The organism is Staphylococcus hyicus (assembly GCF_000816085.1).
Taxonomy (GTDB): domain Bacteria; phylum Bacillota; class Bacilli; order Staphylococcales; family Staphylococcaceae; genus Staphylococcus; species Staphylococcus hyicus.
In genome coordinates this window covers 2,099,535-2,119,844 of the sequence record NZ_CP008747.1, presented here as the reverse complement: position 1 = coordinate 2,119,844, position 20,310 = coordinate 2,099,535, and the positions used below count along the sequence as shown (strand labels likewise).

Here is a 20,310-nt window from a genome sequence, read left to right as displayed (position 1 = left end):
GCTTTAACTATGATGGGAGAAGCGTGATATCTTCTGCACATATATGCTAAATAATCTAATTTTAATCCATTTAGTTAGAATAGGGTGCAATAGGGTTTGAACCTACACCTTTACTGAAGTTAATCTGTACACTCAATTATTTTGATTCACTAAAAGCAGTAATGATTTTATCAAGTAAACGGTTCAATTCTTTGATTTCATCGGGATCAAGTGAAGATGCCTCAGCAACAGTTTTAGAAGCATTTTCTAATTCGGGTTTCATACTTTCACTTTTCTCAGTAAGATGTACGTATACTTCACGTTGATCGATTTCAGAACGTTCTCTTTTAATTAAATCGATTTGCTCCATTCGTTTCAATAAGGGTGAGACAGTACCTGTATCTAACGCAAGGTCTGTTACAACTTTTTTAACATTAACAGGTGACTGATTCCAAAGGATTTCTAAAACAAGAAATTGTGGATACGTTAAGTTGTACTTTTTGAAAATTTTGTTTGAATAATAACGATTCACTTGACGTTGTGCGTTATACAAACTAAAACATACTTGCTCTTTTAAATTAAGATGATCAGACATAATATTTTTCCTCCAGACATTCTATCCGTATTTCTCTCTCACGGATGGGAATCCGTCCATAATTGAGTGGATTTAAGTCGCTCAACTTAAATCTATGCTATGCTAAAAATAAAGCATGCAGTAATTTTAGAAGATTCTACACACTTTATCAAGCTAAAAGACAGATTTACACATACATTGTCGAAAATTTGTTGCTTATTTAAGAGAAAGGTTAGATTTTATGTTAAATAATAAAACAAAAATTACAATTGTAAATGGTTTTTTAGGGAGCGGAAAAACCACATTCCTAAGTAAGTATATGCCCCAAATATTAAAAAACGATGAGAAAGTTGCGCTTATTGTTAATGAATTCGGTAACTTTGATATGGATAGTCAACTTTTGGACCATATCCATCATAAGGTGTCGTTAATGCATGGTTGTGTTTGTTGCGATTTGCAAACTGAACTCGTGAGTACCATACACCATTTAATCGCACATAATCAAATAGAACACATCGTAATTGAAGCGACAGGCATCGCAAATCCTATTGATATGCTTATGGCATGTGAGGATCCTTTAATTTCAAATCGAGTTTTCTCTCCACTTGTGATTACGATTGTTTCAGCGTTGGATATGTGTCACAAAGCATCTTTTAGCGTAGCGAAACAACAACTGATTGAGGATCAAATGCGTGCGAGTCATTATATCATCATTAATAAAATAGACGTGTTAAAAAATGAGGCACAACAATCAGAAATTGTTCGTGAGGCACAAAAGTATGCACCACAAAGTCAAATTATTTTAACGTCATATGGTGAATTATCACAGACGCTAGTTTATGATAACACTACCCAAAAATCTTTTTCTCAAACACAAGGACATCCAATTTTTCAAAGTTTAACATATACATTCCAAGGACCAATTGATCAAGAAGCGTTTGTCACTTTTGTTTTAAAGTTCCCTGAAACAATACATAGAGTAAAAGGATTTATTAAATTTAGAGGGCAATCGCAGAACACAATGGCTTTTCAATATGCGCCACCAGTACCTTCAATAGAAAATATTGGCGATAGTAATCTACCGTTGACACTTGTATTTATTGGAGAGCATTTAGATAAAGTAAAATTAAGAAATCAGTTAGATATGTTACAATTTAGCTAATAGATAAAGTGGGGGGCTCAATGTGGAAAAAATAGCGATAAACCAACACGTGTCTTATTCTAAAATTATTCAAGGATTTTATCGTGCCGATCGTTGGCATATGTCGACTCAACAATTAAACACGTATATTCATCAGTTGGTTGAACGTGGTATTACTACAATGGATCATGCCGACATCTATGGCAAATACACGGTTGAACGCAAGTTTGGAGATGCATTAAAGTTATCACCTCAAATAAGAGATGAAATTGAAATAGTAACGAAGTGCGGTATTGTACAGCCGAATGATATGTATCCAAACCAAACTGCACACCGATATGATTTAAGCAAAAAGCATATTCAACGTTCTGTTAACCAATCATTACAAAATTTTGGTGTAGATTATATAGACACTTTACTTATTCATCGGCCATCGCCTTTAATGAAACCGTGTGAGATAACGGAAGCGTTACAAGATTTAGTCAACGCGGGTAAAGTGAAATCGTTTGGCGTATCTAACTTTAGACGATCACAGTATGAATTGCTTAATGATTGTTTAAAAGATGATCGCTTTCATATAGCGGTAAATCAAGTTGAAATATCCCCTTATCATCTAAATGCATTTCATGATGGAACGATTGATGATATGTATAAAGATGATGTGACTTTAATGGCTTGGGGGCCTTTTGCAGGTGGAAAACTCTTTGATATGAATGATGAAAAAGCAACACGAGTGTTTCCTGTATTAGAGCGCCTCGCAACACGCTACCATACAAAAGTGGAAGCTATCATTGTTGCATGGTTTAGCAAACACCCAGCGTCTATTTTACCTATTTTAGGGACGCATCAAATTGAACGAATTGATCACGCGATTCAAGGGTTGAATATTACGTTAAATGACCAGGATTGGTTCGATATTTATACTGCTGCCCAAGGCTATGATATACCCTAAGATACAAAAAGGAGAATGAAAAATGGCTCATGATTCGAAACGCCAACAGTTTATATTTATGCGCAATATGATTGCGTTACCTTATGTCATATTTGCAATCATGTTGATGATAATCGTGTTATTCTCGCCACAATTAATATGGTTTGTTGCTATAACAGGGGTGTTTATGGTCTATCATGTTATTGCTACATTTATCGCATTTTTATTGAAGTATGGTAAAATATGCGTTTTATTACTTTGTATGACACTTGCTGTAGTAGGTGTTTTCGCTGCTATACTACACGCTTTTCTAATATTGCATTCGTAATATTTTCGTTTAATCAGACCGTATCGTTTACGAACGTTAACGTTGTCTGATTGAATTTTACACAATTAAGAAAACGCTTACATTACAAAGGCTCATTTGCTACATTCAATGGTATAATAAAGATGATTATAGAATAAGGGGGAGCATGTCGATGAAACGTAAAAAAGTAACGATTGTAGGTTCAGGTCATACTGGTGCTACATTAGCTTTTATTATAGCTACACGTGATATTGCAGACGTTGTTTTAGTTGACCGTGAGAAGAATGAAGCACAAATTAAAGGGAAAACGTTAGATATGTTGCAAAGTGGTTCTATTTTAGGTTTTGATACGCATGTGACGTCCACTGTAGATTATGAAAAGACTGCGGATTCGGATGTCGTAGTAATAACGGCAGGAGTGCCGCGTAAACCAGGCATGTCGAGAGACGAATTGATTCAAATCAATGAGCAAGTGATGGTGGAAGTCACGAAACAGATTGTAACTTATTCGCCAGAATGTAAAATCATAGTGTTAACGAACCCAGTTGATGCCATGACATATACTGTTTTCAAACACTCTGGATTTTCTAGTGAACGCGTGATGGGGCAATCTGGAGTGCTTGATTCTGCAAGGTTTAATACATTTGTTGCTGAAGCACTGAATGTGTCGGTTAATGATGTTCACGGAATTGTATTAGGGGGGCATGGCGATACAATGGTACCACTCATTCGTCACTGCCACGTCAATGGTGTTCCTATAACGGAATTACTATCTAAAGAAAAAATTGAGGAAATAGTGAAACGTACACAAGTAGGTGGCGCTGAAATTGTAAAGCTACTTGGTGATGGCTCGGCTTATTATGCCCCTTCAGCAGCAGTGTTTGAAATGATTGAAGCGATCATTTTAGATAAAAAACGCGTGTTACCTACCATTGCATATTGCGACGGTGCATACGGTTTGGAAGATTTATGTATTGGTGTTCCTACAATTGTAGGTGCGAACGGAATTGAAAAAATAATTGAACTCAATCTTACCGATACGGAACAAGAACAATTTAATCATTCGGCAGGTGCCGTAAGTGCGTTAAAGTCTACGTTAAAGAGTGTTCACAACACATAACATATGATGGGATAAAGTGTCGTTAAGCATGTAGGATGCTCGCCATTTATTGTAGTTATTTCAATGAACAAGTCTTCTTGATGATGTTGCAAATAATCGTCGTCAAAAGGATTGTTTATACATTGAAACATGTTGTGACATTTCATAGAGATAATAGTCATTTTAAAAGCCAACAAACATTCATTTTCATGAACTTTGTTGGCTTATAATGTTAAACCTTGTAAAACATTGGACATTTATAGATTAAGATATGTTAAATGTACGCACATTCAATTCTATTTATGCCATACTTTGCAAGATAATACCAAGAAATGCCATCGCATTTACGAGCATATGTAAAGCAATTGAAACAGCAATATTGCAGTTTGAGCGAATATACATGATGACGAAAAGTAATCCCATTGTTATGTATGGAAGAATTTCAAATGGTGATTTGGCTTGTGCTACATGGAGCATAGCAAATACAAGAACTGAAATAGCGCCCATCACCCACACGCCCAGTTTCTTTCCAAGTTCACCGATAATAACATGTCTGAATAATAATTCCTCAGTAATAGGCGTTAAAATCACTAATAAAATAAATACGAGAGGGAGCCAAGCTTTATCTTGAAATAATTCGAGAATGGCTTTTTGATTCGTTGTTGTATTAAACTGCCAGGCTTTAGGTAAAAATTTAAGTGCATACGCCATCAAAATTGTAATCATAGCATACAGAATATATGCAATAAACATAGCTTTTATTTGAGATTTTAGTTCACGTAAACGCTGAACTAGGTTTGCTTTTAGGTGGCGTCGATGTGACCAAACAAAGAAAGTAATCACAGATAAACAAGTAAATAAGCTCGTTAATATGAAAAATTTTGGTTGCGCCTCATTAGGATTGAATGACGATGGTGCGATTAAATAGACAATAAAACCGAAAATCATTGGGACAAAAAAATAAATTACAAAACCTAATAAATCTCTCCATACGGGCCGTTGCGTATCGTATTTATTCATAGCAAGCCTCCTAAAAAGTAATACTTCTATTTAACCACAAAAAGCAATAAATACAATAATACAAATTCAAAAAATGTAAATATATACATATATTTTAAACGTAATTTTATATCCAAGGGCACCTGCCAGTCTATATAGCGTCGTTCAAAATAAAAGAGTTGCAATAAAAATAATCCGATACCAAAAGGTAAAAAGTACAATAGTATAACCCAATATAATGGCCATTTAAGTTGGTAAAGTAACAAAGACATTAGGCACTGTAATATGATAATGAGCAGTATCAACATAATCATGATTGTGTTCTTACTCCTTTCAAGCAAATGAGTAATACGCATTGTATGAGTGCCATCAATCCAATAAAAGTAAGCGCTGGTGGATCAATGGATTTTAATGTAGATAAAACGACAGAAAACGGATTGTTTATAATATGGACACTATGAAATCTTAAAAAACGGCCTATATAAATCCCCAATCCGTTGAGTAACGTCATACCCAATAAGATGCAGTATCGTGTCCACAATGGAAAGGGTAAGTGATAGAGTTCTAATGCAATCAGAAAAAAACAGTATACTGCGAATAAAATACTTGTAATCAATAATCCAAAATGAATCCATTCTTTGAGAACCAAGCCTGATAAAAAGCTAAATGAAAATTGATTCAAATGAATGAGGTCTGTCACCATATAAAAAGTATTCGGCAACATGAGTATAAAGATCACAAGATAAATAACAAATAATGGCCATTCGAAAAAACGCTTGGGTACAAATAATTTAAGAAGATATGCAAGTTCCAAAGGTATGTAAGCGAGTGTCAAGTTCAATAACAGAAATTTGAAATGGTTCGGAATGATGAACGTTGTGACAATTAATACAACATATAAAAGGCGGGCGATATAACGTGCTTGCATGAGATCTCTCCTTGAATAATACGAATGTGATAAACTGATTCTAATGGCTTTAAAGTATCGAATGTAAAAGTAAGTATCTATATATCTTATATCCGTCAAATACACTACGAAAAATCACTCGAAAATTCAACTCATAACGCTTTTCAATTTATGTTGACTGTTATATAATATGCTAACCATTTTTGGAAAGAGGGGGTGTAATGAACCATGACGAAACAATTTGTTATTTTATATATGAACATATTTTTAATCTTTTTAGGTATTGGGCTTGTCATACCGGTATTGCCGATTTATTTAAAAGATTTAGGATTAACAGGTGCAGATTTAGGTGTTTTAGTAGCTATATTTGCACTTGCTCAAATGGTTATTTCACCCTTTGGCGGAACGCTCGCAGATAAGTTAGGAAAGAAACTCATCATTTGTATAGGCTTGGTATTATTTAGTTTGTCGGAATTTCTTTTTGCAATTGGGCATACGTTTCCAATTTTAATGATTTCTCGTGTGCTCGGTGGTTTTAGTGCGGGAATGATTATGCCAGGTGTAACTGGACTTATAGCTGATATATCACCTGCGCAAAACAAAGCAAGAAATTTCGGTTATATGTCCGCAATTATTTCAGCAGGTTTTATTTTGGGGCCAGGTATAGGTGGCTTTTTGGCTGAAATATCTCACCGAGTACCGTTTTTATTTGCTGGTATACTTGGTGTATTTGCTTTTATAGGGACCTTGCTATTTGTCAAACCATCTCAAAATGTACCCACACATGGTTTTGCATCACCTGAGTCTCAAAAATTAAGTCAGATAAACTTTAAGGTGTTTGTAACGCCAGCGCTTTTAACGCTAATTTTAGCATTAGGTTTGTCAGCATTTGAAACATTGTTTCCTTTGTATACAGCGGATAAAATGAATTTTCAACCATCCGATATCTCTATTGCGATTGTAGGTGGTGGTGTTTTTGGTGCGATATTTCAAATATTTTTCTTTGATAAATTGATTCGTCATTTTAGCGAGTTAACATTTATCACGTATGCGCTTATTTATTCTGCGATTGTACTAGGATTTCTTATATTTGCACAATCGTATTGGCATGTGATGCTAATATGTTTTATCGTGTTTATTGGTTTTGATTTAATACGCCCAGCTTTAACAAACTATTTTTCGAATATTGCAGGTGATCGACAAGGGTTTGCTGGAGGTATAAACTCTACGTTTACCAGTATGGGGAATTTTATTGGTCCTTTAATTGCTGGCGGCTTTTATGATTTAAATATTGAATACCCTTTATACATGTCTATCGTATTTATGGGGTTAGGATGCGTCATTATCTTTATTGAAAAGCGATTACGGTCAGGATACGAGGCGTCTTAAATTGAAATATACTTGCAAAAATAAAGAAGCAACGCTTTAAATGAGTAGGAGCGACGAAGATGCATATTAAAATTTTAGGATTTAATTTATTTCAAAAAGGGGGAACAACTCGGAGTAACCTTAACCTACTTCGTGCCCTAAAAGAACAGAATCATACGGTTACTTATATTAATTATGTACCGTTTCGAAAGCGACATGTCAATCAATTAAAGCAAACCGCTGCGCGTGATTTAGATGGCGTGACATTTGAAAGTTTTCGTAGTGTGAAGTCATTAATAGCATGTGATGTTCTTATTTTAACAAGAGAGGATTTTTTCCCATTTGCGCGCGATGTGAAACGCCAAGCCCCACATGTACAAATTTTGGGTGAAATTCACGCCCCTTTAGCTTACATTCATGACTCGCATGACCTCGCATTAGAAGCCATAGATGCGGTGCGTGTGAGTACACGTGAAATAGCTGAAGCGTTTAAAAAACGTTACGATTATCCGTATGTTTTTCCGATGTATGTAAATTCAGACCATATCATCTATCAACCTCAACCTAGTCCAAACACAACAAAATTGATGATGAAAGCGCGTTTTGAAGATGCAATAAAAGATATTTCATATGCGCTACAATTAATGCATTTTATTGTTCATCTTAAAGGGCATAAAGATGTTGAACTCTATATACAAGGGTATGGACCTTCTTTAGAGTTATACGAACAACTGATTGCGTATTATCAATTGGAACATTGTGTCTATTTAAATGGCGATATGCCCCCGCATGCGATATATATTTCTACTTCACCATATGAAACGCTAGGTTATTCAATACTCGAAGCGATTGGTGATGGGAACCAAGCATGTTTATATCCGGGTGATGATGGTGTACTCACATCAATATATGAACCATTTCATGCTGTGGAATTTTTAAATAAGCAATTAGAGCATGATTACCAAGTCATTTTGACAACAATCAATAAGACATATTCCGAACAGATGCGCAAAGAAGATTTTCAATATTTTAATCAACATTTTCAATATGAGCACTACAGTGAAACGTTATTAAAACAGTTAGCTAAATTATCAGAGATGCATCCGATTCACCCAGAACAGGTCAACAATTCAAACCTTAACATGCCGTTTTATTACAGCCGTTACGTTGTTAAACATACTGTGAAAAAAGCGTTGAACCGAATGCCGCACCCTTTAAAGCGTGTGCTGAATAAGAAATCACGTCTTTATCAATATGCACGGCGCGCAATATTTAAAGTTGAAAAAAAGATGAAACAACGTCATCAACATCGTACACATCCTTCGTTTAAACATGTGTTTATAGAATCGTTTCATGGTAAAAATTTCTCAGGAGACCCTAAAGCAATCGCGCTTGAAATTCGCCGTCAATATCCTCACTATACAGTTTATGTAAGTGCTGCGAATGAATGTGTTGATATTGAGGTGCGTCGCTTTGGATTTCAACCTGTGCGCTTTGGCACACGTGAGTATATGAAAGCATTTGAACAATCACGCTATGTTATCATTAATGGCAATTTGTGGGATCGTTTATTAAAGCATCCTGAACAGACAGTTATTCAAACGTGGCACGGAATGCCTATGAAACGTATGGTCAACGATTTAATGGATGAAAATGAACGTCTACAACAAAGTGAGGCATTTTTACCAAGAATGTTAAAGTGGGACGTTGTATTATCTTGTTCTGATCGCTATGAAAAATTGATTTCAAGTGCATTTAAATTGGATCAACATCCATCATTAAATATTTGGCATGAGGGAGCGCCTCGTAACAGCCTACTCCTCAAATCTGGAGATGATGTTCAAAAACAAGCTGAAATTCAAGAAAAATATATAGGAATGGCAACGCCAGGTAAGCGTTATATTTTATTTTGTCCAACGTGGCGTAAAGCACAACGTCAAAATGTGTCTGAGCTTGATATTAAATCTCTTGTACAATTGCTACCTGAGGAATATGAAGTGATTGTCAAATTACATCCGAACGAAGGGCATCTATATGCAACATATCGTAATTTGGATCCCCGTATTCATTGTTTTATGAATGAATGGGTGGATATACAAGAATTGTATCTCATTTCAGCAGCACTTATTACAGATTATTCGTCTGCCTTGTTTGATTTTGCCCATTTAAATCGACCGATTATTGTTTTAGATGAAGATACGCAAGATTATCAACAAGCTGTCGGTTTTTACTTTGGGCTGGAGGACATTGCTTCGGTAAAACAATGCCCAACAGATGTGGAAATGATTGCAGCTTATATATGCAATCATGAAAGTGTTGATCATTCTGAAATAATTCGTACATTTATGACATTAGATGCACATGATTCTGATCGCAAAATTGTGAAATGTATGTATAGGAATGTGTAGGAGTGAAAGATATGGCAAAAAAGACAAATGCAATGCGTCTACTTGATAAACATAACGTAGGGTATGATATACGTACGTTTGAAATTAGCGACGCACATGTTGAAGGCGCAGTCGTCGCAACAAAAATAGGCGTAAGCCCTGATCAAGTATTTAAAACGCTCGTATTAGAAAGTGCAGATCGAGACCATTTTGTTTGCGTCATTCCAGTGTCTGCACAGTTAGATTTAAAAAGTGCGGCGCAACAGTTTCATCAAAAGAAATTACAGCTGATGCCGATTGATGATTTGAACCGCGTGACAGGATACGTACGTGGCGGGTGTTCACCGTTAGGTATGAAAACACCATTGCCGACAATAATAGATTGTTCTGCATTATCACAAGAAACCATCTATATTTCCGCAGGGAAACGTGGTGTACAAATGGGTGTTGATTCAAAGACATTGATTTCAATTGGCAATGCGCGATGTGCACATATTATTAAATAATAAAAAAGAAATTAGGCGACACATGTGATGATTTTAACTGTAAATTATCATATGTGTCATTTTCTGTCTATCAATGATTGTTTATGATTGTTTTTGGAAGAAAATGGTTGTTTTTTGCAAGCGCATTCATTATACTGGAATAGAAATGAGGTGGAGGTATGTTAACTGAAAAAAGGCATGAAATGATTATTGCTGCACTCACACAACATCACTTTTTATCGTTACAACATTTAATGGAGTATACCGGCTGTAGCGCATCTACCATTCGACGTGACTTAACCAAACTCCAAAATGATGGCGTACTCATACGTGTCCATGGTGGTGCTAAGCTAAGCCAGGTACAACATGAACTTGCGTTAGATGCGAAACGAACACACCATATAGATGAAAAAATAAACATTGCTAAAAATGCGGCGCAACTTATTAAAGACGATGATTGTATTTATATTGATGCAGGCTCTACAACATTAGAAATGATTGCTCATGTGCACGCACAAAACGTTACGGTTGTCACAAATGGACTGCCACATGTTGATGCGTTGATTAAAAAAGGATTACAACCTATTATTGTGGGTGGAACGATTAAAACAACTACTTTAGCTGTTGTAGGTCCTAGAGCAGCAGACAGTTTAAAGCACTACTCATTTAATAAAGTGTTTTTAGGGATTAATGGTATCGATTGTGACACGGGATTTACTACCCCAGATGAGCAAGAAGCATTGATGAAAGAAAATGCGATGAAACAAGGATTACAAACGTATATTCTTGCAGATGCATCAAAGTTTCATCAAAGTTATTTTGCACGCATCCATACACAGGATGACCCTATTATTATTACGTCACAGAAGGCGATGGACACGATTGATTTAAGTCGTTTCAAAGCCAAATATGAATTTTTAGGAGGAGCAGAATGATATATACAGTGACTTTAAATCCATCGATAGATTACATCGTTTTTTTGGATGACTACCAAACAGGTACATTAAACCGTTCAACAGCCACTGCTAAGTTTGCAGGTGGAAAAGGTATTAATGTCTCTCGCGTTCTAAATACGCTCAACGTTCCTTCCGTAGCTTTGGGATTTATCGGAGGTTTTCCTGGACGGTTTATCCAATCTCAGCTTGAATCATTTGGTATTCAAACACATTTTACTGAAGTCGATGAAGACACACGTATCAACATTAAATTGAAAAGTGAAGAAGAGACTGAAATTAATGCATCAGGACCGCATATCAGCAAACAACAATTTCAAGACTTGATAAGATATATTGAACAAACGACTGAAAATGACATCGTTGTTTTAGCGGGAAGTGTACCGAGTAGTTTGCCGCAATCAACGTATGCGGATATTGCTAAAGTCGTAGAGTCAACGGGAGCAAGACTTGTTGTGGATGCTGAAAAAGGCTTGATGGAAGGTATATTACCGTATCGCCCTTTACTTGTTAAACCGAATCAACATGAACTTGAAGAGATGTTTCATACACAAATCACAACGGACCAAGAAGTGATACATTATGCCACTGAATTAATCCATAAAGGTGCACAAACGGTTCTTGTTTCTCTTGGAGGAAAAGGTGCGATTTATGTAGATCATAAGCAGGCTTATAAAATTTCGGCACCTAAAGGACGTGTAGTGAATACGGTCGGTGCGGGTGACAGTACTGTTGCAGGGATGCTCGCTGGCTTATCGTTAGCGTACGATGTTGAAAAACAATTAGAACTTGCTATTGCAGCTGGGTCCGCGACTGCATTCAATGATGATTTAGCAGAACGAGAAGCAATAGAGTTATTACAATCAAGCGTGTCAGTGACACCATTAAATAAGGAGGGGTAACATGAGAATTACAGAGTTACTCACTAAAGAAACAATCGCAATGGACTTAACAGCGAAAGACAAAAATAGCGCAATCGAGGAACTTGCCTCCCAACTTGATCGAGCTGGGAAATTAAATGACGTCACGGCTTTTATTGAAGGGATTCAAAATCGTGAACGTCAAAGTTCAACAGGTATTGGAGAAGGTATTGCGATACCGCATGCGAAAGTCGCAGCTGTAGATCGACCAGCAATCGCGTTTGGTAAATCTAAGGCAGGTATCGATTATGACAGTCTGGATATGCAGCCTGCACACTTATTTTTTATGATTGCTGCGCCTGAAACAGGTGCACAAACACATTTGGATGCACTGGCTAAATTGTCAGGTGTCTTAATGGATGAAGCTGTACGTGCACGGTTACTTGAAGCTCAAACACCTGAAGAAGTATTGGCGGTTATTAATGAAGCGGATGATGAAGCAACGGATGACCATACTGATGTTCAAGAAACGGGGGTGCCTTCAAACAGTGACGAACCTTATGTTTTAGCAGTGACAGCTTGTCCTACAGGTATTGCGCATACGTTTATGGCTCGTGACGCACTAAAAAAACAAGCGGATCAAATGGGCGTTAAAATGAAAGTGGAAACGAACGGTGCAGGTGGTATTAAAAATAAATTAACTGACGAAGACATTGCACGCGCAACAGGAATTATTGTCGCGGCTGATGTGCATGTAGAAATGAATCGTTTTGACGGGAAAAATGTTGTCCAAGTACCGGTTGCAGATGGTATTAAGCGTCCTGAAACATTAATTCAAAAAGCAATGGATTCAAATCGAAAACCTTTCGTTGCCGAAGGACGTCAGGACACTTCCAATGCAAAAGAAGAAAAGTTGAGTATAGGTAAAACCATTTATAAACACTTAATGAATGGTGTATCCAATATGTTACCGTTAGTCATCGCCGGTGGTATTTTAATGGCAATTGTATTTATGATTGGACCTAACGCGTTTGATCCTAAAAGTTCCGAGTATCATCCATTTGCTGCAACGCTATGGGAAATAGGGAATAAAAGTGCCTTTGCGCTTATCGTACCTATTTTAGCAGGGTACATTGCACGTAGTATCGCTGATAAACCAGGCTTTGCTGCTGGCTTAGTAGGTGGTATGTTAGCTGTAACAGGTGGTTCTGGATTTATCGGTGGGATTATTGCTGGTTTCTTAGCGGGTTACTTAACACAAGGGATTAAAGCATTAACGAAAAATTTCCCACCAATGTTAGAAGGTTTAAAACCAACGTTAATTTATCCGATTTTCTCAGTTCTCATTACAGGTTTATTAATGATTTATGTATTTAATACACCTGCAGCATGGTTAAATGAAGCACTTCAAAACGGTCTTAATGGACTTTCAGGTTCTAACATTGTCATTTTAGGTGTAGTTATTGGCGCGATGATGGCCATTGATATGGGTGGTCCGTTCAATAAAGCGGCATATGTCTTTAGTACGGCTGCGTTAACAGCAGGTAACGCTGCGCCGATTACAGCTGCCATGGTTGGTGGTATGGTACCGCCAATTGCCATTGCTATTGCGATGTTGCTTTTTAGAAAGAAATTCACTAAAGCACAACGTGGATCAATTATTCCGAACTTTGTGATGGGGGCGTCATTTATAACTGAAGGTGCCATTCCTTTTGCAGCGGCAGATCCATTACGTGTTATCCCATCTATGATGTTTGGTTCAGGTATAGCGGGTGGCTTAGCATTACTCTTTGGCTCTCGTATTCAAGCGCCACATGGTGGTTTAGTAGTTATTTTTGGCACAGATTTAGGTCACGCATTATTCACAATCATTGCGATTTTAATCGGTGCACTTGTTAGTGCGATGATTTATGGTATTTTAAAAAAGAATGTCAATACCAATACAACAGTGAAATAAATATGAACATATAGGCATTGTAAGTGAGGCAGGCCTTTATATAGAACCTTCAAACGTCATCTTTTACCGACTTTGAAGGTTTTTTAATCTTACATTTAAAATTGAATGACCATTAAAAGGTTTGGGGACATATATCTCACGTTTTCAGAGTGAGTATTTATAGTATAATTTCACTAAGAATTATGCTATGATAAAATTAATATTTTTGTGTCTGGAGGGAAGCTCAATGGGAAGGATTTAACATCAAGAACGGCACGCGCACGACGTATTACATTTTTGATGTCATCGCCTTTACATGAGCGATGCAAAATAACGGAGGTGAATCCCTTTCTATAAGGGAATTAATTGGATAGTACGACCATATTATATTTAACAATATTTGTAGCATTAATTGCATTAACCACAGTATTTGTGGGTTCGGAGTTTGCGTTAGTCAAAGTACGCGCTTCACGAGTAGAACAACTGATTGCAGAAGGCAACGGGAATGCAAGAGTTGTGAAAAAAATGATTTCCAATCTAGATTATTACTTGTCTGCGTGTCAATTAGGCATTACAGTCACGTCACTTGGATTAGGGTGGTTAGGAGAGCCATTATTTGAACGTATTTTACATCCAGTGATTGAACTTTTAAATTTACCTAATGCATTAGTAGCTACCATCTCAATTGTAACAGCTTTTATTATCGTGACATATATTCATGTTGTAGTCGGGGAACTTGCGCCGAAAACGTTAGCGATTCAATACACTGAAAATATTGCGTTATTATATGCGCGTCCACTTTACATTTTTGGTTTAATCATGAAACCACTAATTTGGCTCATGAACGGTTCAGCTAGATTGATTATTCGTTTGTTTGGTGCGGATCCTAATGCAGGGAATGAAGCTATGTCTGAAGAAGAACTTAAAATTATTATGAATAATAGTTACCATGGTGGCGAAATTAACCAAACAGAACTTGCTTATATGCAAAATATATTTTCATTTGATGAACGTCATGCAAAAGATATTATGGTACCAAGAACACAAATGGTTACATTAAATGAACCGTTTAATGTTGATGAGTTGCTCGAAACAATCAAAGAACATCAATTTACACGTTATCCAATTACTGAAGATGGAGATAAAGACCACATTAAAGGATTTATCAATGTAAAAGAGTTTTTAACGGAGTATGCTTCAGGTACACCGATAAAAATTGGAAACTATATCCATGAGTTGCCCATGATTTCAGAGACGACAAGAATTAGTGATGCGCTCATCCGAATGCAGCGTGAACATGTTCACATCAGTTTAATTATTGATGAATACGGTGGTACTGCAGGGATATTAACTATGGAAGATATCCTTGAAGAAATTGTGGGTGAAATTAGAGATGAATTTGACGATGATGAAATTAATGACATCATTAAATTAGATGATAATACATTCCAAATCAATGGCCGTGTATTATTACGTGATCTTGAAGAAGAATATGGAATAGCGTTTGAAGATTCAGATGATATTGATACTATCGGTGGTTGGTTACAATCCCAAAATACAGAGCTTGAACAAGACGACTATATTGATACGCAATATGATCGATGGATTGTTTCCGAAATTGAAAACCATCAAATTATCAGTGTATTGTTGCGTTATGAATGTCATGAATCACGTCGCCGAATTGGCGATGCTGATGACGACGACACACAAGACAACACACAAGACAAATAACATTATAAACGGACATGTAGGCTTATCTTTGTCGTGTATAAGTGCGTGTCCGTTTTCTTTAAAGGTATCTTCAAATTTTTGCGTTGTATAAAAGCGATGGGCGCAGTTTTACGAATTTATGTTGAATATTTCTTTTTGCTAGATGTAGGCGTCTTAATCTTGGTATAGTTAAAAGTAGATTTGAAACTTATTTAAATATAAATAGGATAAAATATCAACGCTCGGAAAAGCACGCAAAATGATATTTATAATGTAAGCCTTTAGAAAAAATAGTGGAGATAAGTAGGTGCACTAACATGAAATTAAGAGTCATCGTGCCTTGTTATAACGAGACGGAAATAATTAAAGAAACTATTACAAAATTAACTACAATCTTAGATGAAGCGTCAAAGTTAAAATCTTTTAAGTATGATGTATTGTTTGTTGATGATGGTAGCAAAGACGATACAATTGAAATCCTTCAAAATGCAGCCGCAACAATGCCGCAAGTAAAATATCTTTCGTTTAGTCGTAATTTTGGTAAAGAATCTGCTATGATAGCAGGTTTTGAACATAGTACAGATTGTGATGCTGTGGTGATGATTGATGCTGATTTACAACATCCACCTGAACTTATTCCGCAAATGGTTGATAAGTATCGTGAAGGATACGATCAAGTCATCGCAAAACGAAATCGCGATGGTGAAAATGCGTCGCGTAAATTCATGACGCGTGTGTATTATAAATTGATTAATTATTTTGTTGAGGAGATTCATCTAGAAGATGGTGTGGGTGATTTTAGATTGCTCAGTCAACGGGCCGTGCAATCACTCGTTAGTTTAAGTGAATATAACCGCTTTTCAAAAGGGCTATTTGCGTGGATTGGCTACAATACAAAAGTTATTACATATAAAAATGTAGAAAGAGAAGCGGGAGAATCAAAATGGTCATTCGGTAGTTTGTTAAATTATGCTATTGATGGATTAATTTCGTTTAACAACAAACCTCTGCGTACAATGATCTATCTTGGATTGATTATTTTTATGATGAGTATGCTGTACGTTGCTTATTTATTATTTGATACCATCACACATGGTGTATCGGTACCAGGATATTTTACAATCATTGCAGCGGTGCTTTTTATAGGTGGCATTCAATTGATTTCAATAGGTGTTATCGGTGAGTATATTGGACGTATTTATTACGAAGTTAAACGAAGACCAAAATATATTGTCCAAACTTCAAACCTACAACCTCCAAAATGGACGAAAGATCATGAATCACATTAAAGAAGAACCTCTAAATAATGGGATGATTCCCAATATTTAGAGGGCTTTTTTTGTTATAGAGAAATACAAAGATTGACATTGAAGCAACGCGAAACGATTTGAATACGCATTTTAACCATTGCCATGTGTTAGGTAATAAAAAAAGACAAACCTACTTGTAAAAAGCGGGTTTGTCTTTGACACATTTAAATTATTTCTATCTTAACGTTTTTTACCGCGTAACGCGCTTAAAATTAAAGAAATTAATACGATAAGAATAATAGAACCAATTAAAGCTGGTAAAATATATACGCCACCTAAAGATGGACCCCAGTGACCAAGTAACGCTGTACCTAACGCTGAACCAACTAAACCAGCGATAATATTACCAATAATACCACCAGGAATATCTTTACCGAGGATTGCACCAGCAGCCCAACCGATAAGTCCACCTACGATTAACATTAAAATAAAGCCCATTAAAAAAACCTCCTTTATGCCTAAGCTATTGTCTTGATACATATACCACGTATAAACCAAGTCTAATCATCAAATTTTAAAATTTATACAATTTTTCTAATGTGATGAGTGCAAAAAAGCACAAATAGATGGCTAAAATAACATACCATTGCGGTGTTAATAGAGATAAAACAATAAGACCGAGTATCATAAAAAAAGTGCCAACCCAAAGAGGGTTTTTGACTTTGATTTTTTTGTAAAATTGTTGGAAAGAAGGTGAGTGTAACGCGCTAGAAAAGAATAAAATGCCACCAAAAATAAAAATGGTAGGTGCGGCAAACGGCACAGACATATAATAGGATTCATCACCTGTTTGGTAGGTAACCATCAACGTGATACTTACCATTATTGTAAAAATTGCCAATAGAAATTTTTGTTTTTTTACTTTAAATGGTTGATCTTGACGATCGACATAAAAATGTATAATGGTCCAAGCAATATACATGAACATTGCAGCTAAGGAGATAAAGGTGATTTTACCTAATAGTATTTGATTTAAAAAACTATTTATTGCAATCGCTAACAGCGAGCTACTAAATCTATATGACTGAAACTGATTTTTATATAAATCGATTATTAATATAATGCCGACGACTACAATATTCAATATAACAAAAAGGACCATTGTGTTCTCCTATCTTTTTAATTCATCTTTTCATTATAACAATAAGATGTAGAGATAGCATGTGAAATGGTCCTTTTTTAATAATTTAATTGTTTATAATTTAAACGCCTTTTTTATTACTCCAAAGTAATGTATGAAGTTGTGGTAAAACGAAAACATTGTTCATTGATGCATCTGTCATGACACGATCGATCAATGTTTCATAGCGTAAAAGTAATTTATCTGTATGGTGATCAACGTCAGCTTCTAAATAGGGATTACCGACTTGTAAATAAAATGGAAGGTGTGGGTAACGGTGATGTATTGTTTGTGCAAAATGATAATCTGCCTCATCAAAAATGACAACTTTCAGATTTAATGTTTCAGGAACGCATTGATTAATGACTGAATCTAAAATATCTAAATTTTGTTTCATACCTGAACTTGGTGGTTTTGGTGACACTGTTAAATCGTTAATTTGACGCATCCATGGTTGGAATTTACTTCCTTGCGTTTCTAATGCAGTTTGAATACGCTCTGATTGAAATAAATCTACGAGTGCCTGAATTCCCTTAATTAATGCTGGATTACCACCAGAAATCGTAACATGGTTAAATTGATTCCCACCGATTGCTTTAAGTTCATCTAAGATGGCTTCTGGTGTCATCATTCGGATATCATCTTTAGCACTACCGTCCCAAGTAAATTTAGAATCGCACCAACTACAACGGAAATCGCAACCAGCTGTGCGTACAAACATCGTTTTACGTCCAATGACACGTCCTTCACCTTGAATCGTAGGGCCAAATATTTCTAAGACAGGTATTTTAACCATGTGGTGTCTCCTTCTTCTTTGGTCGGTAAACGACATAACTCGAAGGCGTTTCTCTCAAAAATACTTGTACGCATTGCGGTTGATGTGGCAACGTTTCTAAATGAGATGCCACTATACCATAAATCGTTTCTGCGACCACTTCAGTCGAAGGCGATTTGCCTTTAAATAAAGGAAGGTTGTTTAATAAATGATGATCAAATTGGTCGTGTACTAATTGTTTTAACGTACTGAAATTAACGAGAAACCCTAAATCATCAAGTGTATCACCGACAATTGTTAAGTTCACAAAGTACGTATGCCCGTGTACACGCTCACATTTACCAGCACGTTTATCACAAATCGCATGTGCCGCTGAAAAGTTGAAATCTTTATTTAGTTCATAAATATAATGATGTGAGACTTGTGGGTACATTTGATGTAACATTATGAGTGTGCTCCTTTCTCTTTTAAATATGCTTCTAAACCATTTTGTCTTAATTGACAGGCCGGGCATTCACCACAACCCTCTGCGATAATCCCGTTATAACACGTTAATGTTTGTGTTCGAATATAATCCAATGCACCGAGTTGATCACTGAGCGCCCAAGTTTCCTTCTTATTGAGCCACATGAGTGGGGTGTGAATGACAAAATCTTTATCCATCGCAAGATTCATCGTAATATTCATAGATTTAATAAATGTATCTCTACAATCGGGATAGCCTGAAAAATCCGTTTCACACACTCCTGTAATAATATGTTTCGCTTTAATTTGATACGCGAGTGCGCCTGCAAAAGATAAGAAAAGTAGGTTGCGCGCTGGAACAAAGGTGTTTGGCACATCATGAGTCGCATCAATGGCCATATCATGAGAGGTTAACGCATTGGGTGAGAGTTGGCTTAAAAGAGACATATCAAGGACATGATGTTTCAATCCTTGTTCACGTGCTATTTTTTTTGCGACTTCAATTTCTTGCGCGTGTCGTTGACCATATTCAAATGTAACAAGTTCAACTTCTTTAAAATGTGCTTTCGCATAAAAAAGACAAGTAGTACTGTCTTGCCCTCCGCTGAAAACGACAAGTGCTTTTTCGTTTTGAAGCACTTCTGACATAAAAAACCGCTCCTTTTTATAGAAGCTCCTAAATCGTATTGTTACACTGAGTTTAGATGAGAAGTGGGTATCATTTATAATATACGTGATGAATTTTAAACGTATATTAAAGGTGGAGACGTTGTATCAAAATTAAACTCACTGTAGTATATGAGAAGGGCGTAGGACAGTCATTGTATGACACTGTCCTAATGCCAAATCCCTGTGTCCATAAAAAAATCTGCCTTTTATTAAAAAGACAGACAGGACTAGACCAAATCATGCGATGTGGATATAGCACATCACGACAAGGTGTCTAGTTTTTTATAGAGGGTTGAAAGCTAGGAACCTCTGTCTTTTAGTTACGTTCCATACTT

General features: G+C 36.2%; 20 protein-coding genes. 12 read left to right on the top strand and 8 right to left on the bottom strand.

What is annotated here, in order from left to right; all coding sequences use genetic code 11:
• Positions 1-136 precede the first annotated feature (136 nt).
• A complete protein-coding gene (locus SHYC_RS10015; protein ID WP_037566449.1) occupies positions 137-574 on the bottom strand; it encodes a global transcriptional regulator MgrA in 438 nt (145 codons plus the stop codon).
• A 220-nt stretch (positions 575-794) separates the two neighbouring features.
• Between SHYC_RS10015 and SHYC_RS10010 the strand changes: the two genes are divergently transcribed.
• The 4 genes from SHYC_RS10010 (at position 795) to mdh (ending at position 4,052) form a co-directional block, all read left to right on the top strand.
• Positions 795-1,715 carry a CobW family GTP-binding protein gene (locus tag SHYC_RS10010; protein ID WP_039646811.1) on the top strand — a complete coding sequence of 307 codons (921 nt, stop codon included), beginning with the start codon at positions 795-797 and terminating at the stop codon, positions 1,713-1,715.
• A 22-nt stretch (positions 1,716-1,737) separates the two neighbouring features.
• Positions 1,738-2,646 carry an aldo/keto reductase gene (locus SHYC_RS10005; RefSeq protein ID WP_039646809.1) on the top strand — a complete coding sequence of 303 codons (909 nt, stop codon included), beginning with the start codon at positions 1,738-1,740 and terminating at the stop codon, positions 2,644-2,646.
• 22 nt (positions 2,647-2,668) lie between these two features.
• The gene (locus tag SHYC_RS10000; RefSeq protein WP_039646806.1) at positions 2,669-2,953 is read left to right on the top strand and encodes a hypothetical protein; all 285 of its coding nucleotides are present in this window, start codon (positions 2,669-2,671) and stop codon (positions 2,951-2,953) included.
• A 151-nt stretch (positions 2,954-3,104) separates the two neighbouring features.
• Entirely contained in the window at positions 3,105-4,052 is a 948-nt protein-coding gene (mdh, locus tag SHYC_RS09995) for a malate dehydrogenase (RefSeq protein ID WP_039646804.1), read from the top strand.
• Between the two features lie 279 nt (positions 4,053-4,331).
• On the opposite strand, the gene SHYC_RS09990 is transcribed toward mdh, so the two are convergent.
• Positions 4,332-5,051, bottom strand: a complete 720-nt coding sequence (locus tag SHYC_RS09990; RefSeq protein WP_039646803.1) for a CPBP family intramembrane glutamic endopeptidase — start codon at positions 5,049-5,051, stop codon at positions 4,332-4,334.
• Positions 5,052-5,340: 289 nt separating this feature from the next.
• Entirely contained in the window at positions 5,341-5,958 is a 618-nt protein-coding gene (locus SHYC_RS09980; RefSeq protein WP_039646799.1) for a DUF1361 domain-containing protein, read from the bottom strand.
• Between the two features lie 207 nt (positions 5,959-6,165).
• On the opposite strand from SHYC_RS09980, the gene norA reads away from it, so the two are divergent.
• From norA to SHYC_RS09940, 8 genes are all read left to right on the top strand, one after another.
• On the top strand, positions 6,166-7,326 hold the full coding sequence (norA, locus tag SHYC_RS09975; RefSeq protein WP_039646797.1) for a multidrug efflux MFS transporter NorA: 1,161 nt from the start codon (positions 6,166-6,168) through the stop codon (positions 7,324-7,326).
• 59 nt (positions 7,327-7,385) lie between these two features.
• Positions 7,386-9,713 (top strand): CDP-glycerol--glycerophosphate glycerophosphotransferase, encoded by a 2,328-nt coding sequence (locus SHYC_RS09970; RefSeq protein WP_039646795.1) that lies wholly within the window; start codon positions 7,386-7,388, stop codon positions 9,711-9,713.
• Positions 9,714-9,724: 11 nt separating this feature from the next.
• The gene (gene ybaK / locus SHYC_RS09965; protein ID WP_039646793.1) at positions 9,725-10,198 is read left to right on the top strand and encodes a Cys-tRNA(Pro) deacylase; all 474 of its coding nucleotides are present in this window, start codon (positions 9,725-9,727) and stop codon (positions 10,196-10,198) included.
• A 158-nt stretch (positions 10,199-10,356) separates the two neighbouring features.
• Positions 10,357-11,112: a DeoR/GlpR family DNA-binding transcription regulator gene (locus tag SHYC_RS09960; protein WP_039646791.1), complete on the top strand. Its 756-nt coding sequence runs from the start codon at positions 10,357-10,359 to the stop codon at positions 11,110-11,112.
• The gene (pfkB, locus tag SHYC_RS09955) at positions 11,109-12,032 is read left to right on the top strand and encodes a 1-phosphofructokinase (protein ID WP_039646789.1); all 924 of its coding nucleotides are present in this window, start codon (positions 11,109-11,111) and stop codon (positions 12,030-12,032) included. The genes SHYC_RS09960 and pfkB overlap by 4 nt, the downstream gene beginning before the upstream one ends.
• Position 12,033: 1 nt before the next feature.
• Complete coding sequence (locus tag SHYC_RS09950; protein ID WP_039646787.1) at positions 12,034-13,947, top strand: PTS fructose transporter subunit IIABC; 1,914 nt, start codon at positions 12,034-12,036, stop codon at positions 13,945-13,947.
• A gap of 345 nt (positions 13,948-14,292) precedes the next feature.
• Complete coding sequence (locus SHYC_RS09945; RefSeq protein ID WP_039646785.1) at positions 14,293-15,657, top strand: hemolysin family protein; 1,365 nt, start codon at positions 14,293-14,295, stop codon at positions 15,655-15,657.
• Between the two features lie 296 nt (positions 15,658-15,953).
• A complete protein-coding gene (locus SHYC_RS09940; protein ID WP_039646783.1) occupies positions 15,954-16,925 on the top strand; it encodes a glycosyltransferase family 2 protein in 972 nt (323 codons plus the stop codon).
• Between the two features lie 201 nt (positions 16,926-17,126).
• Here the strand turns inward: SHYC_RS09940 and SHYC_RS09935 are convergent, their stop codons facing one another.
• The 5 genes from SHYC_RS09935 to queC all read right to left on the bottom strand — a co-directional run bounded on the left by SHYC_RS09935 (position 17,127) and on the right by queC (position 19,954).
• A complete protein-coding gene (locus SHYC_RS09935) occupies positions 17,127-17,384 on the bottom strand; it encodes a GlsB/YeaQ/YmgE family stress response membrane protein (RefSeq protein ID WP_039646781.1) in 258 nt (85 codons plus the stop codon).
• A 76-nt stretch (positions 17,385-17,460) separates the two neighbouring features.
• On the bottom strand, positions 17,461-18,048 hold the full coding sequence (locus SHYC_RS09930) for a hypothetical protein (protein ID WP_052257849.1): 588 nt from the start codon (positions 18,046-18,048) through the stop codon (positions 17,461-17,463).
• 100 nt (positions 18,049-18,148) lie between these two features.
• A complete protein-coding gene (gene queE / locus SHYC_RS09925) occupies positions 18,149-18,862 on the bottom strand; it encodes a 7-carboxy-7-deazaguanine synthase QueE (RefSeq protein ID WP_039646779.1) in 714 nt (237 codons plus the stop codon).
• Complete coding sequence (queD, locus tag SHYC_RS09920) at positions 18,855-19,286, bottom strand: 6-carboxytetrahydropterin synthase QueD (protein WP_039646777.1); 432 nt, start codon at positions 19,284-19,286, stop codon at positions 18,855-18,857. The genes queE and queD overlap by 8 nt, the downstream gene beginning before the upstream one ends.
• A complete protein-coding gene (queC, locus tag SHYC_RS09915) occupies positions 19,286-19,954 on the bottom strand; it encodes a 7-cyano-7-deazaguanine synthase QueC (RefSeq protein WP_039646775.1) in 669 nt (222 codons plus the stop codon). The genes queD and queC overlap by 1 nt, the downstream gene beginning before the upstream one ends.
• Positions 19,955-20,310 lie beyond the last annotated feature (356 nt).

Excerpts from the sequence above, each read along its gene's own strand:
- SHYC_RS10015 (WP_037566449.1), bottom strand. The coding sequence starts at position 574 with ATGTCTGATCATCTTAATTTAAAAGAGCAAGTATGTTTTAGTTTGTAT.
- SHYC_RS10010 (WP_039646811.1), top strand. The coding sequence starts at position 795 with ATGTTAAATAATAAAACAAAAATTACAATTGTAAATGGTTTTTTAGGG.
- SHYC_RS10000 (WP_039646806.1), top strand. The coding sequence starts at position 2,669 with ATGGCTCATGATTCGAAACGCCAACAGTTTATATTTATGCGCAATATG.
- mdh (WP_039646804.1), top strand. The coding sequence starts at position 3,105 with ATGAAACGTAAAAAAGTAACGATTGTAGGTTCAGGTCATACTGGTGCT.
- SHYC_RS09990 (WP_039646803.1), bottom strand. The coding sequence starts at position 5,051 with ATGAATAAATACGATACGCAACGGCCCGTATGGAGAGATTTATTAGGT.
- SHYC_RS09980 (WP_039646799.1), bottom strand. The coding sequence starts at position 5,958 with ATGCAAGCACGTTATATCGCCCGCCTTTTATATGTTGTATTAATTGTC.
- norA (WP_039646797.1), top strand. The coding sequence starts at position 6,166 with ATGACGAAACAATTTGTTATTTTATATATGAACATATTTTTAATCTTT.
- SHYC_RS09970 (WP_039646795.1), top strand. The coding sequence starts at position 7,386 with ATGCATATTAAAATTTTAGGATTTAATTTATTTCAAAAAGGGGGAACA.
- ybaK (WP_039646793.1), top strand. The coding sequence starts at position 9,725 with ATGGCAAAAAAGACAAATGCAATGCGTCTACTTGATAAACATAACGTA.
- SHYC_RS09960 (WP_039646791.1), top strand. The coding sequence starts at position 10,357 with ATGTTAACTGAAAAAAGGCATGAAATGATTATTGCTGCACTCACACAA.
- pfkB (WP_039646789.1), top strand. The coding sequence starts at position 11,109 with ATGATATATACAGTGACTTTAAATCCATCGATAGATTACATCGTTTTT.
- SHYC_RS09950 (WP_039646787.1), top strand. The coding sequence starts at position 12,034 with ATGAGAATTACAGAGTTACTCACTAAAGAAACAATCGCAATGGACTTA.
- SHYC_RS09940 (WP_039646783.1), top strand. The coding sequence starts at position 15,954 with ATGAAATTAAGAGTCATCGTGCCTTGTTATAACGAGACGGAAATAATT.
- SHYC_RS09935 (WP_039646781.1), bottom strand. The coding sequence starts at position 17,384 with ATGGGCTTTATTTTAATGTTAATCGTAGGTGGACTTATCGGTTGGGCT.
- SHYC_RS09930 (WP_052257849.1), bottom strand. The coding sequence starts at position 18,048 with ATGGTCCTTTTTGTTATATTGAATATTGTAGTCGTCGGCATTATATTA.
- queE (WP_039646779.1), bottom strand. The coding sequence starts at position 18,862 with ATGGTTAAAATACCTGTCTTAGAAATATTTGGCCCTACGATTCAAGGT.
- queD (WP_039646777.1), bottom strand. The coding sequence starts at position 19,286 with ATGTTACATCAAATGTACCCACAAGTCTCACATCATTATATTTATGAA.
- queC (WP_039646775.1), bottom strand. The coding sequence starts at position 19,954 with ATGTCAGAAGTGCTTCAAAACGAAAAAGCACTTGTCGTTTTCAGCGGA.